We start from the raw sequence: 16,799 nt of genomic DNA, 5'->3' as shown, positions 1-16,799 counted from the left end.
CGTCCGCCCGGAGCGGAACCGACACCACCCCTGAACGGAGACGCTGTGCGCGCCGCACTACTGCAGATCGCCGTACGACCGGAGGAGACCGTTTCCGAGCGGCGTGCCCGCGCCGCCCGTCTGGTCCGTGAACAGCACCGCGCCGACCTGGTGGTGCTGCCGGAACTCTGGACCGTCGGCGCGTTCTCCTTCGACGCCTTCCGGGAACATGCGGAACCGGTGGACGGTGCCACGGCGGCCGTCATGAGCGAGGCCGCGGCCCAGGCGCGGGTCTGGCTGCACGCCGGGTCGATCGTGGAGCGCGGCGCGGAAGGCACCCTGTACAACACCTCCCTGGTCTTCGCGCCCGACGGTGCCCTGCACCGGAGTTACCGGAAGATCCACCGCTTCGGGTTCGACCGCGGCGAGGCCGCCCTGCTGGGCCGGGGCGAGGAGACCGTCACCGTCGTGCCCGCCGACGGCGGGCCTACGGCGGGTCTCGCCACCTGCTACGACCTGCGCTTCCCCGAGCAGTTCCGGCTGCTGGTGGACGCCGGCGCCGAGATGTTCCTCCTCCCGGCGGGCTGGCCGGCCGCCCGCCGGGCCCACTGGTCCCTGCTCACCCGGGCACGGGCCGTCGAGTCGCAGGCCTATGTCCTGGCCTGCTGCACGGCCGGTACGCACGCCGGAGTGGAACAGGCCGGCCACAGCGTCGTGGTCGATCCCTGGGGCGAGGTGCTCGCCGAGGCCGGGCCCGACGAGGAGACGCTCGTCGTGGACCTCGACCCCGCCCTCGTCGCCAAGGTGCGTGCGGAGTTCCCCGTTCTGCGTGATCGGGTACTCGGTGTGCCCGCCCTCAGGTGACTTGCCCGGCGACGGCTGCCGCCGCACCCCGGTGAACTCCCCGGCGGCGGGTGCCGACGCGCCCCGCGAGTGCGGGGCGCGTCGGCACCCGCCGTCCGCGTTCCGGCTCCCCACGGTCCGGCACCCCGGCCCCTCGCCGTCTCCACTGGCCTCGCTGCCGGCCCGTTCCGGCAGCCGGACGCAGATGGGCCGGGCGCAGACGCGTCGCAGGATGCCAACGAGCCGTCAAGTCGGGGCTCCCCAAGGTCCGAAGACCTTCCCGGAGCAATCCCTTGCGCCGTCGCGAGAGCTGTGTAACACTCTTTCGCGAGGCAGTCTGCCCTCTTCCAGGAGCCTACGCACTGCCGTCGCGTCGCCATCGAGCGGCGCTTTTTTTATTCCCTTCTGAAGGTGAGGCGACAGTGGACACTGCCGACCCGAACCCCTCGCAAGTCCCCCCGGAGCGGTGCGCGTCGAACCGCTGCCGCCGGGCGGAGCGGTCCGGCGGGCTGCACCGCAGGCGTCCCGCGCCCGGGTCCCTGCTCTGCGCATCCTGCCGGCGCACCCTGGCCGCGGACCTGGCCGCCCTGCCCGAGCTGTACCGGCAGAGCGAGCAGCAGTTCGTCCTGCCCGCCCGCCACGGGGGCCCGGCCCGTGTGACGGGCCACCGCCCCGAGGCGCCGCCGGTGAGTGACGCGGCACTCGACGCGCGGCACGACGCGGTCGTGCAACTGGCCTCCTGCGCACGGTTCGTACGGGACGAGGCGGCCTCCGAGGAGGCTCTGCCCGCCCGGACGGTCGCCGAACTGGCGGCGTACCTCGGCCGTCACCTCGGCACCCTCGCCGCCCACCCTGCCGCCGGGACGGCGGCCGACGAGGTCGCCCGGGTGGCAGCCGCCCTGCGGATGGTCGTGGCGCCTCCCAAGCCGGAACTCGTGCCGTTGGGCCGCTGCGTGGAACCGGGGTGCGACGCCGAGGTGTCCCTGCCCGCCCGAGGTGGTGACGACATGGTGCTGCGCGGGCCGCTCTGCGGCGCGGGGCACGTACTCACCCCACGCCAATGGCTTCTTCTCAACCGCACCAGGACCTGACCGACGCCGAGGAGTGACATGAACGACCCGCGCACCACACGCGGAAAGCGCGTCCCCACCTCGCTCGCGGCACTCGCCCTCGGCGTCCGCGAGGGCACGATCCGGCAGTGGGCCCGCCGAGGAAAGATCACCCGCTACGGGACCAGGCGCCAGGCGCTGTACGACCTGGACGAACTGGCCACGCTCGCTGCCGGGGACGACGGCGGCGGCCGGGCGGCCGCCGCCTGCCCGCGCGGCGCCTAGCCGCGCCCGGCCCCGAGCCCCGCCCGGATTCCCGCGCGCACCACCGACTCACCGCACCACCTCACCCCACCCACCGTTGACCGCCCGGCCGATGCCGTGCGGTGCCGACGCATGCCCGCAATCGGGCGGTCGGCACAGCCATGTCCGAGGAGAGAGCGACAGTGAACGCACCCCAGGTCCTGAGCCCTGCGGCAGGATCCCCCGCGGCCCCGAGCCCGCAGACCCCCCGGAACAGCCGGACGCCCCGGACCCCGCAGGCGCCCCGGAGTCCCGGAAGTACCGCGGTGCCCCCGGAGCCCGCGGGCCCCCCGTCGCCGTCCACCTCCCGGTGGCAGCAGCACTGGCAGTCCCGGCGCGACCCCTTCGTCGAGGAGTGCCTCCGGGCCCGGGAGAGCCTGCTCGCCGACCTGAAGGACCCGGCCGCCGCCCAGGCCCGTGTCCTGGACGACCTGATCGACATCGGGATCAGCTCCCTGCACTGGAAGGAACAGGGGTACGACGCGGTCGCCGCGGACCCCTCGGCCTTCCGCTCGGTGCTCCCGGTCATGCGCTACAACGACTTCGCCGGGCAGATCGACCGGGAGACCCACACCAAGGGCGGCGTCCTCTCCTGCAGTCCCGTGCTCCGATGGCTCAAGACAAGCGGCACGACCGGCACCCCCAAGCGCGTCCCGTACACGCTGCACTGGCTGCTCACGTACCGCATCCCGGCGATGAAGGCGATGTGGGGCACCTACCTGGAGCACCACCCCGAGATCCTCGCCCATCCGTGGGCCACGCTCGACACCCAGACCGTCCGGGAGGACGTGTACGACTTCGTGCACGGCGTCGAGCACCAGGCGATCAGCAACCGGCATCCCCAGATCAACAGCCGGGACTGGAACCCGCCGTGGTACGAGTCGCCCTGGTTCGGACCGGAGGCCCCGGCCGGCCACGCCGGGCGGATGTACCACCGTGTGCGGCACCTCGTGGGCAAGGACCTGCACTACATCTCCGCGATCAACCCCAGCACCCTCGTCTCGCTGCGCGACCTGATAGCCGAGCACGGTCCGGAGCTGGTGCGCGACCTGCGGGCAGGCACCCTCCAGGGCCGCCCGTGCGCCCGGCCCGACGAGAACGCCGCGCGGCACCTGGAACAGGTCCTCGTCAAGGACGGGTTCAGCCTGGTCGACGTCTGGCCCTCGCTGACCCTCTACAGCTGCTGGCTCTCGGCCTCCGCCCAGCTGTACCGGCCGCGCCTGGAGGCGGTCCTGCCCGGCGTGGCCAAGTTGCCGTTCATGAGCTGCGGCACCGAGGGGGTGACCACCATCCCGGTGGACGAGACCCTGGAGAGCCAGCCCCTGGCCGTCAGCCAGGCGTTCTTCGAGTTCGTCCCCGCCGAGGTGCCGTTGGGCGAACTCCTCGACGCGGGCGAGAAGGTCGACACGCTGCTGTACGACGAGGTCGAGGCGGGGCACGACTACCACCTGATCATGTCCCAGGGCAACGGCCTCTACCGGCTGTGGACCGGTGACATCTACCGCGTCGACAGGATCGTGGACGGTACCCCGTGGGTCCACTTCACCCACCGCGACGGCGTCTTCCACTCCTTCACCGGCGAGAAGATCACCGAGAGCCAGGTCACCCAGGCCATCCGCCAGGGCCTCGAAGGCGCCGGCCTCGACACCGGGCTGTACATGTGCGGCCCGTGCTGGGACGAGCCGCCGTACTACACGGTCGTCGTCGAGGTCCCGGCCCCCGGCGAGGCGCTGGACCGGACGCTCTCGACCGCGATCGACCGCGAACTGTCCGCCATCAACATCGAGTACGCCTCGAAGCGGACCAGCCGCCGGCTGGGCGGCCTGCGCGTGCGGACCGTGGCCCAGGGCGCGATCGCCGCCCACGTCGAGTCGCGCCGCCAGCAGGGCAACGCCACCCAGTACAAGTTCAAGCCCTTCCAGCAGGACGCGGACTTCCTCGACGCCGTCCTCGCCCGGTGACCCGCCGTCCCGACCGACGACCCACAAGGAGAAGCCACAGTGATCGAGACCCTCAGGCCCCCGCAGAACACCCGTCGGGAGATCGTCGACCTCCCGTGCGGCGACACCCGGCTCGCCCTGCACGTCTGGCGGCCGGAGCAGATCAAGGGAGCCGTCTTCTACTTCCACGGCCTGCAGAGTCACGCCGGCTGGCTGTGGGAGGTGGGCCCGCGGTTCGCCGACAACGACATCGCCCTCTTCGTCCTCGACCGGCGCGGCAGCGGGATAAGTCCCGGTCCGCGCCACGAGATACCGGACGCCGACACCGTGCTCGGCGACTACGCGGATGCCGTCGCGCACGTACGCGCCGTGATCGGGGACTCGGTGCCCCTGTCCCTGTTCGGGCACTGCCTCGGCGGCTCGTACATGGCCGCCCTGATGACCCACGAGGGGTTCACCACCTCCTACGACGCGGCCGTCTTCTGCTCCTCCTGGCTCGGCCGTATGCACGCGACGCTCGACGAGGAGTCCCGGGCGGCCCTCGGGGCGGACGGCGGTGACGAGCTGTGGGACGCGGGGCTGACGGCCGCCGACTTCACCGGCACGGCCAAGTACCAGCACTTCATCGACCACGACGACCTGGCGGTAAGGCAGTTGACGCGCCGGTCGCGGGCCGTGCTGCTCGAACTGGAGCGCCGGTACCTCGCGCCGGGACGGGTGCCGCACCAGGTGCCCGCCGCGACCTTCGTCTCCGGGATGACCGACCCGATCGTGGACCTCGACGCGGCCCACGCCGTCTTCCAGCGTCTGGTGTCCGGCCGGGGCGCCATCATGAAGTTCCCGACCGACAGGCACTACCTCTTCTACACCGACGTCAGTGGGGACCTGGTCGACTGGACGTCCACGTACACGCTGCTCCAGGGGCTGAACCGTGGCGTCTGAGAGGGGCCGGGCCCGCCTCTACCACGTCGAGCTCCCCATGCGGACACCGTTCGACCATCCCGCCGCGCGGCGCCGCAGCTCGGACTCGCTGGTCCTGCGCCTCACGGCCCGCGGCACGGACGGCATCGGGGAGTGCGCTCCCCGGCCCTATGTGACCGGCGAGACCACCGCGGGTGTCCGGGTGGCGGTCGAACGGACCGACTTCGACGCCCTGTTCGGTGTGCTCACCGCGCGGGAGCCCGGGGAACTGCTGGGCCTGCTGCACCGCGACGGATTCGCGCGGACCTTCGGTGTCGACGGCGGCAACAATCTCCTGTGCCTGCTGGAGACGGCGGTCCTCGACTGGCTGGGGCGCCGACTCGGAGCGGGCGGGCGGCAACTGCTGCCCGGCCCCGTCTCCCCGGGGCCGGGCACACTGGCCGTGTCACAGGTACTCGATCTGAGCCTGTCGGCGGAGGAGTTCCTCGCGACCCGGGGCCCGTTCCACTTCGTGAAGATCAAGGCTTCGGACGACATCGAGCGCGACGCCCGCACGGTGCGCACGGTCCGTGACGAGGTCGGTGACGAGGTTCCCGTCATGGTCGACGCCAACATGTGCTGGACGCCCGCCGATTCGGTCGCCCGCGCGCGCCGGCTGCGTGAGGCCGGTGTCGACTACGTGGAGGAGCCGCTGCCCAGGGGGTCCTGGGAGGCACTGCGCGTGCTGCGCCGGGACAGCGGTGTGCGGATCATGCTGGACGAGTCCGTCTGCACGGTCGCGGACGCCCGCACGGCGGTCGAGACGGGCGCGTGCGACGCGTTCAACATCCGGGTGGCGAAGAACGGCGGGCCCCTGCCCGCCGCCGGGCTCGTCGCCTATGCCCGGGAGCACGGCGTCCGCTTCCAGTTCGGGGTCCAGGTGGCCGAGGTGGGTCCGCTGATCAACGCGGGCCGGGCGCTGGCCTTCGGCCACCCCGACGCGCTCACCGTCGAAGCCGGCCAGTCGGACCGCTTCTTCCCGGAGATGATCGTCGTTCCGCCGCCGGCCGTCGACCGGCGGACGAACACCCTGTCGCCCGCGGTCGGCACCGGCTGGGGCATGGACCTCGCCGGGAACGCGGAGCGCTGGGCGGCCTGCGACCTCTGAACCGCCCGCCGCCCGCCCGCCCGCCGCCCGCCCGCACCGGGCGGTCACCGGCCCGGCACGGCCGCCGGCCCCGACCTCGCCGGGTGGTCCCGGTTGCGCACGTTCCCGCAACCCGCGCGGCTCTGCCGCGCGTCCGGCCCTCCCAACCTTCGTGGGCACGTCCGTGCCCGAAAGGCGGTATCCGTCATGAACGTACTCTTCGAATGCACCTACCGGAACGACCGGTACTTCGGTCTCGGTCTGCCCGCGGACGGCGAACCGTTGCGCCTGGTGCCGCGCGGCGGCGTGGACCTGGCGGGGCTGCTGGCCGAGGGCGCCGCCCTTCCCGACGCCGGGACGGTGGCCGTGCCGGCGCACGAGCGGCACTCGGTGTCCTTCCGTCCGCCGCTGCTCCCCGACAGCCCCGGCGACGCCATGGTCGGCGGGTTCATGCAGACCCACAACGTCAAGGTGGACGCGGAGACCCCCGCCCAGCCGAACTGGTTCCTGAAGGGCCTCGGCGACGTGCTCAGGACCTCGGGCGAGGAACTGCGTGCCCCTGCCTCCTCGGTCGCGCTGACCGAGGAGGCGGAGGTCGTCCTCGTCTACGTCACCGGAGACGACCGCACCCCCCGCTACGTCGGCTACGGCTTCGGCAACGACCTCACCGACATCGGGCGCTTCCGCCGGCACCGCGGCCACCTCTCGTACGCCAAGCTCTGCGACGCGGCCGTCGCGCCCTGGCTGTTCCTCGGTGAGCCGCCGTGCCACGTCACCGGGCACGTCAGGATCGAGCGGGACGGCGAGCCCGCCTGGCACGGGGACTTCACCACCGGGACCAAGGCGCTGCACTACGGGCTCGACGACATCGTCCAGGGGCTGTTCGCGTTCGACGCCCTGCTCGCCCCCGGCCGGGTGCACTACGTCTACATCGGCGCCGACCGCAGCAGCTTCCACGGCGGCTTCCGGATGGCCGACGGCGACCGCGTCACCCTGGACTTCACGAGCCACGGCGTGACCCTGTCCAACACGGTGAGGTACGCGTCGCCGGCGCCCGGCGACGCCGTGTGCGAGGGCTCGTGAGCCGGGGTGAGGGCGCGCCCGCGCCCGGCGGGCGTGTCCGCCGGCTCAGCGGTACGGAAGCCGGGTTCGCCCACCGCCATGCGCTCCTGTCCGGCAGCGGCCTGATCACCACCTCCTTCACGGTGGCCGACGCACTCCCGCCCGAAAGGGTGGAGCGGGCCGTGGCGCAGTGGGTGCGGCGGCTGCCCCTGCTGTCGCTGCGCATCGAGGACACCGGCGGCGGCCTGTGGTTCCGGCACGGGACGCCCGGCCCGTACCCCGTCCACGTCCTGCCACGCCCGGCACCGGTTGCCTGCCGGGGCGGTGACGGCGCAGCGGACGCGGGCATCCCGGGGGCGGGGGAGCGGCTGTGGCGGCTCCGGGTCGGCCGCGGGGCGGCGGGGGGCACACGCTTCGCCCTCACCTGCCACCCCTCGATCTGCGACCCCTACTCGGCCGGCCGGCTGGCACGGTTCCTGCTGGACGCGCTGTTCGGCGCTCCGGGCGCAGTCGACGCCCCCGCCCCCGAGGAGCCGCTGCCGCCGGACACCGACGAACTCACCTACGAGGGCGGAGGCGTGTGCGGATGCGGGGTGTGCCTGCCGCGGGGATGGCCGCACCGGGGCCGCCGCGCCGCGCCGCCGTACGCGGACGTCCGGGCGGGCGGACCGAGGCGGCCGTACCGCCGAGGCGGTACCGGCATCGGCCCCGCCGGTGATCAGGCCGGCCGGGAGGGCGGCGCGGTGATCCTGCCGCTCACCCCTGGCGAGAGCAGGCGCCTGCGCGACTGGTGCGGAGAACGGCACCTGACGGTCGGCGGATTGCTCACGAGCAGGCTGGCCGGTGCGCTGGCCGGCACGACGGGCCGCGGCGAGGTCACCGTGGCGAGGGCGATGTCCCTGCGGCGCCGCTACGCGGAGCGCGCGCTGATTTCCGAGCCCGGCTGCGTACTGGGTGTGGTGCGGGCGTCGTTGCGCACCCGGCCAGGAGGGGACCCGGCAGTCCGGGCCCGCGAAGACGCCGCGCTGCTCTGCTCGGCGGGGCGCGCCTGGCGGCCGGAGGGGCCGGAGGGGCCGGAGGGGCCGGGGCACCCGGGTGCCCACCGGGCAGCCGAACAGGAGGCGGGGACCACCGGCAGTCCCGAACTGCGTGTCGTGGACGCCGGTTCGGTCGACACCGCGCTCGGCGCGCACGCCGCGAGGGTGACCGCGTTCTGGGCGTCCGGTGGCCGCGGCGGCGGGCCTGCCGGGTGCACCCTCCATCTGTCGACTTTCAAAGGGGTGTTGACCGTCTCGCTCGCCTCCCAGGGACTCGGAGCCGACTGGCCCGGGGCGGCCCTGCGGTCCACGGGACTGTGGGAGGCGTTGGGAACGGTGTCGTAGAACCGCAGGTGGGAAGGTGTGTCAAGGGCCCGACTCCGCAAAGTCGTCGTCGAGGTGGCACCCGCGATTGAAAACAAAGAGTTCGTTCTCTATTTTTTTCTGTGAGTACCGAGGACTCCCGGGGCCCGCCCCGGCACCGCACACAGGAAGGGAACGAGTCATGGTGAGGACCTTGTCCACGGCGACCCCCGCTCCGGCCGTGATGCCGGGCACGGTCCCCGCAGGGCGCCCGGCGCGCACCCGGGACGGCTCCACCGGACGCCCCGACTCCTTCAACGCCTTCGTCGGGGAGATCTTCGAGCGGCTGCCCCGGGCCGACCAGCGCAGGTGGGCTTCGGTGTACACCCGGGGTCTGCTGGTGACACCGGGACGCAAGACGGTCAGGCGCCTCGCCGCGTCCGGTTCGGACTCGGCCACGGCGGCCCAGGCGCTGCACCAGTTCGTCAGTGCCAGCCCCTGGGACTGGGAACCGGTGCGCAGCCGTCTGACCGAGTGGGTGGCACGCGCCGCGCGGCCCCGTGCCCTGGTCGTCGGCACCGCGGTGCTGCCGAAGCGCGGTGAGCGCTCCTGCGGGGTGCACCGGCGCTTCATCCCCCGGGACGGACGGACCGTCAACTGCCAGCTCGGCGTGGGCGCGTTCCTCGCCGCCGGCGGCACGGTCCTGCCGGTCGACTGGCGCCTGCTGCTGCCCGGACCGTGGTCCGAGGACCGGGAACTGCGCGACCGAGCCCGGGTCCCCGACGGGAAGGGCGCGAACCAGGACGCGGCCGACACCCTGGCGCTGGACCTGGTCGACGACTGCGCGGGGCGTGTGACGGACTCCGCTCCTGAGTCGGTGCCCGTCGTCGCCGACCTCGCGGGATTCGCGGACACGGCCGCGCTGGCCGGCGGCCTCGTCGCGCGGCGCCGGCGTTTCGCCTTGTCCGTGCCGGGCAGTCTCGTCGTCCTTCCCGAACGTGCCGCTCCCGCCCCGTCCCGCCCGGCCGCCCGGACCGGCGGGGCGACCGTACGGGACGTCCTCGCGGCGTACCCCGACCCGCCGCCGCTTCCGGCTCCGGCGGCGGAGGAACCGGACCGGGCGCACCGTCCGGTCCCGGCGGCCGCGGTGGCGACGGGGGTGGTCCGCCTCCCCGGCCTCCCCGTCGCCCTCCGGCTGATTGCCGAGCCCGGGCCGGACGGGGCCCGGGGCGGGCGGATCTGGCTCACCGACCTCGTCGACCGTCCGCTGCGCGAGGTACTGGCGCTGGTCGCCCTGGGCGCGCGGGTGGCCGGCACGGTGGAGAGTCTGACCGCCGACTTCGGCCTGGGCGCGTTCGAGGGACGCTCGTTCCCGGGCTGGCACCACCACATGACCCTGGTCTCCGCCGCCTACGCGTACGGCGCCCTCGGGGCCGGCACCGGTCCGCGGCGCGACTCCGGCCGGCCGGCCCGTGCGGTGCGTCCCCCGGCGGGTTCCGCGAGTGCCCCGTCGGGTCCGGCCCGGCGTACGCAGGCGCGAGCCGTGCCGTCGGCGCCGCCCCGGGGCCCTGCGCGGTCATCGTCCGCCGCCGTGCCCGGGGCGCCTGCCGTGTCGTCCGCCCGGCCCGGCCCCGCGCCGCGCACGCCTGACCCGGCGCCGCGCACGCCCGCCCCGAGGGGCCGGCCGGCCGGCGCTGCTGTGCCCGGGAGGGGGTCGGCGCGGCAGCCCGCTCCCGCGATCCCCCCGCCCGCCGCGGGCCGAATACCGGGCCTGCGGGCCCCGTCCGCTCCTGCCCATCCCGTGGCCACGTTGTCACAGCCCCTCACAACTCCGACACGAACAGGATGTTCCTGATGGCCCTTCCCAAAGCGTTCTGGCTGCTGTGGTGCGGGCAGACCGTCAGCCGGCTGGGGACACTCGCCCCCGCCTTCCTCGTGCTCTACCTGGAGCAGGAAGGGCTCGTCGCCCCCGGCACGACCCCGCTCGTCGTCGGACTCTTCGGAGCCGGTGTGGTCCTCTCGGGACTCGTGGGAGGAGCGGTCGCCGACCTCATCGGCCCGCGTCGCACGATCGTCGCCGCCCAGCCGGTCATCGCGGTCATGGCGCTGCTGTTCGCCGTCGCCGAGCATGTGGTCGCACTGTGCGTGCTATCGCTGATCACGGGCTTCCTGTCGGCGGTCGACCGGCCGGCGGGGGCCGGGCTCATCTCCGCGATCGTCCCGCAGGAGCAGTTCTCCAAGGCATACAGCCTCTTCCTGGTGGGCTTCAACATCGGAATGTCGCTGAGCCCCGTCTTCTCCGGGTTCCTGCTCCAGGTCAGCCCGACCGCGCTCTTCGTCGTCTGGGCGGCGTCCAGCCTGGTCTATGCCGGTCTCGTGTTCGCGGTTCCCGCCGATCCGCCGCCCGTACACGCCGCCGCCGCCGGCCGGCCGGCGGGCGCGGCAGCGGCGCTCGCCTCCGCCGCCCGGGGCATCGCCGAGCCCTTCCGGACCCCTGTCCTGGTCGGCTTCCTGGTGATGACCTTCCTGCTCGCCTGCATCTACCTCCAGGTCAACTCCGCGCTGCCGCTGGACATGCGGGACAGCGGGCTGTCCAGCGGGGACATCGGGTTCGTCCTCGCCGTCAACGCGGTGCTGTCCGTCGCGCTGCTGCCGCTCGTGCCCCGCCTCGTCGGCCGGATGCGAGCCCACGTCCCGCTGATGATGGCCGCCGGATTCATGGCCGTCGGTTTCGGCGGGAACGTCTTCGCCGGCGGGATCCTGTCCTTCACCATCGCCACGGTCGTCTGGACGCTCGGAGAAGTGATCTGGGCACCGATGTCCGCGACCTTCATCGCCGACCGGGCGCCCGCCGGGCGCAGCGGCAGCTACCAGGGCTCCTACTTCTTCGCCTGGAACGCCGCGTTCGTCGTCGGCAGCCCCGCCGGCCTCGCCCTGTCCCACGCCCACGGCTACGAGGTGCTGTGGATTTCCGTCCTCGGACTCGGCTTCGCGGTGATGCTCGGCTTCGCGCTGCTGCCGCGGCTGGCGGGATTCACGCCCGGCGCCAGGTCCGAAACCGACACCGGCCCCGGTGCCAGGACCGACACCGGTCCCGGGGAGCCCCGTGCGACCGCCGGGCAGAACCTGGCCGCACAGAACCTGACAACAGAGAAAAGGTGACCGAGCATGTCCGCACCCACCCCCCGTACCGCCCTGCTGATCGGAGCCGCCGGCGGCATCCTCACCGAGGTGTCCCGCAAACTCGCCGAGGAGGGTCACACCCTCGTCCTGTTCGACCGGAACGAGGAGGCCGTCAACCGGCTCGCCGACGAGCTGCGTCAGGTCACGAAGGTCGAGACCGTCGTCGGTGACATCACCGACATCCCGGCGGCGGAGGTCCAGCTGACCGACATCGTGGACCGGTTCGCGCCGTCGATCCTCGTCAACGGCGTCGGCGGCGACACCCGCGTGATCGGCTACACCGACCTCACGGCAGGACACTTCGACCAGTCCTTCCTGGAGAACGTGGTCAGCAGTTGGATCGCGGTCAAGGTGTGCGCACCCCGCATGGCCGCCGACGGCTACGGACGCATCGTCAACTTCGCCTCCGCGGGCGGCCGCACCTACAGCCACTTCAACAACGCTGCCTACGTGGCCGCCAAGGCCGCCGTGATCGGCATGACCAAGCAGATGGCGTACGAGCTGGCGCCGCACGGTGTCGTCCTCAACGTCGTCGCCCACGGCCCCATCGCGACCGAACGGGTCGCCGGGGCCTGGGAGCGGCGCGACCCCGCGCAGAAGGAGGCCGTGCTGTCCAAGCTGCCGATGCGGCGCATGGGCACCGTCGACGAGGCCGTCGGGAGTGTGCTCCATCTCTGCTCCGAGAGCGCGGGCTACTCCACCGGCTCCGTCATCGACATCAACGGCGGCCTCTACATGTGAGTTTCGCCCCGCACTCCCCGGCGCCACGCCGGACACCCCACGACCCCGCAACGCTCAGGAGGCAACCGTGGCGACGTTCGTCGTCGAGCTCGAGTACACCGTGGACCGCGCCGGCCGGGAGCCCCTGCACGGCGCCCACACCGAGTACCTGCGCGCCCTCACCGACCGCGGTGTGCTGCTGATGGCCGGCCCGCTCCAGGACGCCAACGCCGGGCTCCTCGTCTACGAGGCCGAGAATCGCGACCGCCTCCAGGAGATCCTGGACGCGGAACCCTATGTCAGGGGCGGCATCGTCCGCCACGTGGAGATCCGCCGGTGGGCGCCCGGCAAGGGCGCCTGGGTCGCGGCCCGGCCGCAGGCGGCCGTCTGACCGCGCGGCCGTCCGCCCTCGCGGCTGCCCGGCCTTCTTCTCCCGCCCTGCCCACCACCAACTCCTTCTCCCGCCCGGGCGCCCCGATCCCCCGGCGTGTTCCCGAAAGGACCATCCGACGTGCTGATCACTCCGGTTCAGCAGGACAGCGCCGTACGCAGGGACTACCTGCACGCGGCCATAGCCGATCCCGACATGGATTCGATGCGTCTGCTCAGCGAGACCGCGATGAAGTTCCCCGAAGCCCTGTCGTTCTCGTCGGGGGCTCCCCACGACGGCACGCACGACCTCGCGAAGCTGTCGTACCACGTCGACAGGTACATCGCGCATCTGCGGGCCAAGGGGGTGCCCGAACACCGCATCACACGGCTGCACTTCCAGTACGGACCGGTCAACGGCTTCATCCAGGACGAGGTCGTCCGGATGCTCGCCAAGGACGAGGACATCGATGTCGCGCCCGAAGCGGTCATGATCACCCATGGCTTCCAGGAGGCGGCCCTCGTCGCCCTCCGCGGCCTGTTCCGGTCACCGGACGACGTGCTGCTGTCGGTTTCCCCCGCCTACGTCGGCATCCGTGGCGCCGCACGGATGCTGGACATCCCCGTGAAGGGCATCACCGAGGGCCCGAACGGCCTCGAACCCGAGGCCGTCGCCGCGGCCGTGCGCGCCGTACGGGCCGAGGGCAGGCGCCCCACCGCCCTGTACCTGGTCCCCGACTTCTCCAACCCCTCGGGCACGGTCGTCCCCCTGGAGGCCCGCCGGCGGTTGCTGGCGCTGGCCGCCGAGGAAGGGTTCACCATCCTGGAGGACAACCCTTACGGTCTGTTCGCGAGCGACGAGGAGCGGCTCCCCACCCTGAAGTCGCTGGACACTCGCGGAGACGTCGTCTACCTCGGTTCCTTCGCCAAGTCCGCGTTCCCCGGCGCCCGCCTGGGCTACCTGGTCGGCGACCGCCCGGTCGTCGGGGAGGACGGCGTCACGCGCACCCTCGCCCAGGAACTGTCCAAGGCCAAGGCGATGTTCACGGTCGGCTCGTCCTCGCTGTCACAGGCGGCGATCGGCGGCATCCTCGTGGACGCCGACCACGACCTCCGCTCCGCCACCCGCGACCTGGCCGCGGTGTACCAGGAGCGGCTGGCCGCCACCCTCGACGCCCTCGCCGAGCACTTCCCGCCCGAGCGGTACGCCGAGCACGGGGTGCGCTGGAACCGGCCGCGCGGCGGATTCTTCCTGGTCGTCGAGGTGCCCTTCGAGGCCGACCTGCCCGCCATGGAACGGTCGGCCCGCGACTACGCGGTCAGCTGGGCGCCCATGCGCATGTTCCACCTGGAGGGCGGCGGCGAACGGGCACTGCGGCTCGGCTTCAGCAACCTCACCCCCGCGGCAATCCGCGAGGGCATCGCCCGCCTCGCCCGCTTCATCGACTCCCGGACGGAGGCACACTCATGAGCGCCCACCCGCACAGCGGCCCCCGGCCGGTGGCCGTCGTCGTCGACGGCTACTCCGCGGGCAACTTCTACCCGGCCGCGTTCGCCGCGCACGGCACGGACGTCGTGCACGTCCAGAGCACGCCGGAGCTCATCCCGGCGATGGCTCCGCCGGATCTCGCCGCGTACCGGGACACCGTCGTCGAATCCGACGAGCCGGCTCTCGTGGAACTGCTGCGGGGCCTAGGTCCGGTGTGCGTGATCGCCGGACAGGAGTCGTCCGTGCCGCTCGCCGACCGGCTGAGCGAGGCGGTCGGTGTCCCGTCCAACGGTTCGGCCCTCTCGCCGGCCCGTCGCGACAAGTACGAGATGACCGAGACACTTCGCCGCGCCGGGGTCCCGTGCGTGCGGCAGACCAAGACCGGCGACCCGGAGACCGCGGTGGACTGGGCGCAGGCAGGCGGCAGCTATCCCGTGGTCGTCAAGCCGCTCAGTTCGGCGGCCTCCGACGGGGTCTTCGTCTGCGACGGACCGGACGCCGTGCGGGCCGCCGCCCGTGCGGTCCTCGGCGCCCCCAACATGTTCGGCCTCCCGAACACCGAGATTCTCGTGCAGTCCTATCTCAAGGGCACGGAGTACATCGTCGACACCGTGAGCTGCGACGGCGAGCGCTACGTCTGCGGCGTCTGGGAGTACGAGAAGAGCCTGCTGCCCTCGGGCAAGAACATCTACAACCGCGACATCCTCGCCGATCCGGACGAGACCCCCGTGGTCGCCGAACTCACGGCCTACGTCGACGAGGTCCTCGCCGCCCTCGGCGTGGCGTGGGGCCCGGCCCACGCCGAGGTGATCGTCACCGAGGACGGGCCCGTCCTGGTCGAGATCGGCACCCGCCTCAACGGAAACATCAACGCCCCCTTCCACGACGTGTGCCTCGGTCACAACCAGGCGGCGCTCACCGCGCTTGCCTACACCCGGCCGGACGAGTTCCGTGCCCGGTACGCGGGCAGGACCTACCGCCGCCGTCGGCCGGCCGTCGTCTACAACACCCCCACCGAACAGGACGGCACGGTGGAGTCGGTCGACGAGACGGCCGTGGCGGAACTCCGTTCGCTTGAGAGCGTCTTGTTCGCCACCGTCAAGTACGGGCCCGGTTCCCGGATCAGGCCCACGGTCGATCTCCTCACCAGTTCGCTGCGCGTGTTCCTCACCGCCCCCGACGAGGCCACCCTGTCGGCCGACTACGAGAAGGCCCGCTCGCTCAAGGACGCGGTGTACCGCGTGGTCTGACCCGGGGCGGCGGCTGTGTCCCACGCATCCGCCTCCCCGCGCCCTCTTGTTTCACCGCTCCACCAACACCACTCCTCCGGAGGATCACTGTGCACAGCCGTATCGGCCTTTTCCTGTCCCCCGTCCACGAGACCGGCCAGGACCCGCACCTGGCGATACGCCGGAACCTGGACCTCGTCGAGCACGCCGACGCGCTCAACTACGACGAGGCGTGGTTCGGCGAGCACCACACGCTGGGCTGGGGCCTCGTTGGCGCTCCCGAGACGATGATCGCCGCCGCCTCGCAGCGCACCACCCAGATCAAGCTGGCCCACGGAGTCGTGCCGCTCTCGGGGCACCACCCCTTCCACGTGGCGAGTCGGGCCGTTCACCTCGACCACCTCACCCGCGGCCGGTACATCCTGGGCGTCGGTCCGGGCGTGCCCTTCGACGCGCAGATGTTCGGTCTTCAGCAGCCGGTGCAGCGGCGCCGCCTGGAGGAGGCCCTGCCCACCGTCCTCGAACTCGTCAACGGTGACGAGCGGATCACCCAGCAGACGGACTGGTTCGACCTGCGCGACGCGAAGCTCCAGCTTCCGCGCTTCAGCCCCCAGGGCATCGAGGTCGCCCTCGCCACATCGGGGACCTCGCAGTCCAGCCCGGCCCTCATCGGCAAGTACGGGCTGAGCATGACCTCCTTCGCCCTGCCCTTCGCCCTGCTGACGCCCGGAGCCCCCGCCCACATCAACCTCGCCCACCAGTGGAAGTACGCGGAGGAGGCCGCCGCCGAGCACGGTCGGACCCTTGACCGCGACAAGTGGCGCATCGCGCTGCCGGTGCACGTGGCGGAGACCCGCGAGGAGGCGTACGCGGACGTCCGTGAGGGCTACGACCGCTGGCTGTTCGAGTACTTCGGCAAGGCGGCCGGCCGCGAGGTGCTCAGCCCGGACGTACCGCGCGAGCGGGCGCTGGAGGCCCGGGTCGAGGCGGGCGGCGCGCTCGTCGGTTCCGTCGACGACGTGGTCGCCGGCATCGAGCGGCTGCACGAGATCACGGGCGGCTTCGGGACGCTGCTCGTCTACGTCGCCGACTGGACGTCGTGGGAGAAGACCAACCGCAGCATGGAACTCCTCGCCCGCTACGTCGCTCCGCGTGTCACCGGCACGGCCGCCCGCCCGCAGGAGGCGGTGGACTTCGCGATCGCCGCCCGCAACAAGCGGTCCTCGTAGCCACGGCACGCCCGGCC

Annotated in this window: 14 protein-coding genes and 1 pseudogene; all 15 read left to right on the top strand. The window is 72.6% G+C overall.

Annotated elements, in window-relative coordinates; genetic code table 11:
* The first annotated feature begins 45 nt into the window (after positions 1 to 45).
* The 15 genes and pseudogenes from O7595_RS15060 (at position 46) to O7595_RS14990 (ending at position 16,782) form a co-directional block, all read left to right on the top strand.
* Positions 46 to 843, top strand: a complete 798-nt coding sequence (locus O7595_RS15060; RefSeq protein ID WP_269729201.1) for a carbon-nitrogen family hydrolase — start codon at positions 46 to 48, stop codon at positions 841 to 843.
* Between the two features lie 401 nt (positions 844 to 1,244).
* Positions 1,245 to 1,913, top strand: coding sequence for a hypothetical protein (locus O7595_RS15055; protein ID WP_269729200.1), 669 nt, complete (start codon positions 1,245 to 1,247; stop codon positions 1,911 to 1,913).
* Between the two features lie 18 nt (positions 1,914 to 1,931).
* On the top strand, positions 1,932 to 2,156 hold the full coding sequence (locus O7595_RS15050) for a MerR family transcriptional regulator (protein ID WP_269729199.1): 225 nt from the start codon (positions 1,932 to 1,934) through the stop codon (positions 2,154 to 2,156).
* A gap of 284 nt (positions 2,157 to 2,440) precedes the next feature.
* Entirely contained in the window at positions 2,441 to 4,135 is a 1,695-nt protein-coding gene (locus O7595_RS15045; RefSeq protein ID WP_269729198.1) for a GH3 family domain-containing protein, read from the top strand.
* Between the two features lie 39 nt (positions 4,136 to 4,174).
* Entirely contained in the window at positions 4,175 to 5,056 is an 882-nt protein-coding gene (locus O7595_RS15040; protein ID WP_269729197.1) for an alpha/beta hydrolase, read from the top strand.
* Positions 5,046 to 6,182, top strand: a complete 1,137-nt coding sequence (locus tag O7595_RS15035; RefSeq protein ID WP_269729196.1) for an enolase C-terminal domain-like protein — start codon at positions 5,046 to 5,048, stop codon at positions 6,180 to 6,182. The genes O7595_RS15040 and O7595_RS15035 overlap by 11 nt, the downstream gene beginning before the upstream one ends.
* Before the next feature lie 186 nt (positions 6,183 to 6,368).
* On the top strand, positions 6,369 to 7,244 hold the full coding sequence (locus tag O7595_RS15030; RefSeq protein WP_269729195.1) for an FAH family protein: 876 nt from the start codon (positions 6,369 to 6,371) through the stop codon (positions 7,242 to 7,244).
* A complete protein-coding gene (locus O7595_RS15025) occupies positions 7,241 to 8,605 on the top strand; it encodes a hypothetical protein (RefSeq protein ID WP_269729194.1) in 1,365 nt (454 codons plus the stop codon). Before O7595_RS15030 ends, O7595_RS15025 begins: the two co-directional genes overlap by 4 nt.
* Positions 8,606 to 8,807: 202 nt before the next feature.
* Positions 8,808 to 10,004, top strand: a pseudogene (locus O7595_RS15020) (IS701 family transposase); the annotation flags it as partial.
* A 413-nt stretch (positions 10,005 to 10,417) separates the two neighbouring features.
* Positions 10,418 to 11,725 (top strand): MFS transporter, encoded by a 1,308-nt coding sequence (locus tag O7595_RS15015; RefSeq protein WP_269729192.1) that lies wholly within the window; start codon positions 10,418 to 10,420, stop codon positions 11,723 to 11,725.
* A 6-nt stretch (positions 11,726 to 11,731) separates the two neighbouring features.
* A complete protein-coding gene (locus O7595_RS15010; protein WP_269729191.1) occupies positions 11,732 to 12,487 on the top strand; it encodes an SDR family NAD(P)-dependent oxidoreductase in 756 nt (251 codons plus the stop codon).
* A 67-nt stretch (positions 12,488 to 12,554) separates the two neighbouring features.
* Positions 12,555 to 12,857 carry a YciI family protein gene (locus O7595_RS15005; protein ID WP_269729190.1) on the top strand — a complete coding sequence of 101 codons (303 nt, stop codon included), beginning with the start codon at positions 12,555 to 12,557 and terminating at the stop codon, positions 12,855 to 12,857.
* A gap of 120 nt (positions 12,858 to 12,977) precedes the next feature.
* Positions 12,978 to 14,306: an aminotransferase-like domain-containing protein gene (locus O7595_RS15000; RefSeq protein WP_269729189.1), complete on the top strand. Its 1,329-nt coding sequence runs from the start codon at positions 12,978 to 12,980 to the stop codon at positions 14,304 to 14,306.
* The gene (locus tag O7595_RS14995) at positions 14,303 to 15,574 is read left to right on the top strand and encodes an ATP-grasp domain-containing protein (RefSeq protein WP_269729188.1); all 1,272 of its coding nucleotides are present in this window, start codon (positions 14,303 to 14,305) and stop codon (positions 15,572 to 15,574) included. Before O7595_RS15000 ends, O7595_RS14995 begins: the two co-directional genes overlap by 4 nt.
* An 89-nt stretch (positions 15,575 to 15,663) precedes the next feature.
* Entirely contained in the window at positions 15,664 to 16,782 is a 1,119-nt protein-coding gene (locus O7595_RS14990; RefSeq protein WP_269729187.1) for an LLM class flavin-dependent oxidoreductase, read from the top strand.
* The last annotated feature ends 17 nt before the right edge of the window (positions 16,783 to 16,799 follow it).

The sequence above is a fragment of the Streptomyces sp. WMMC940 genome (assembly GCF_027460265.1).
Taxonomy (GTDB): domain Bacteria; phylum Actinomycetota; class Actinomycetes; order Streptomycetales; family Streptomycetaceae; genus Streptomyces.
The sequence above is the reverse complement of the archived record's forward strand: the minus strand, read 5'-3'. Positions and strand labels throughout refer to the sequence as shown.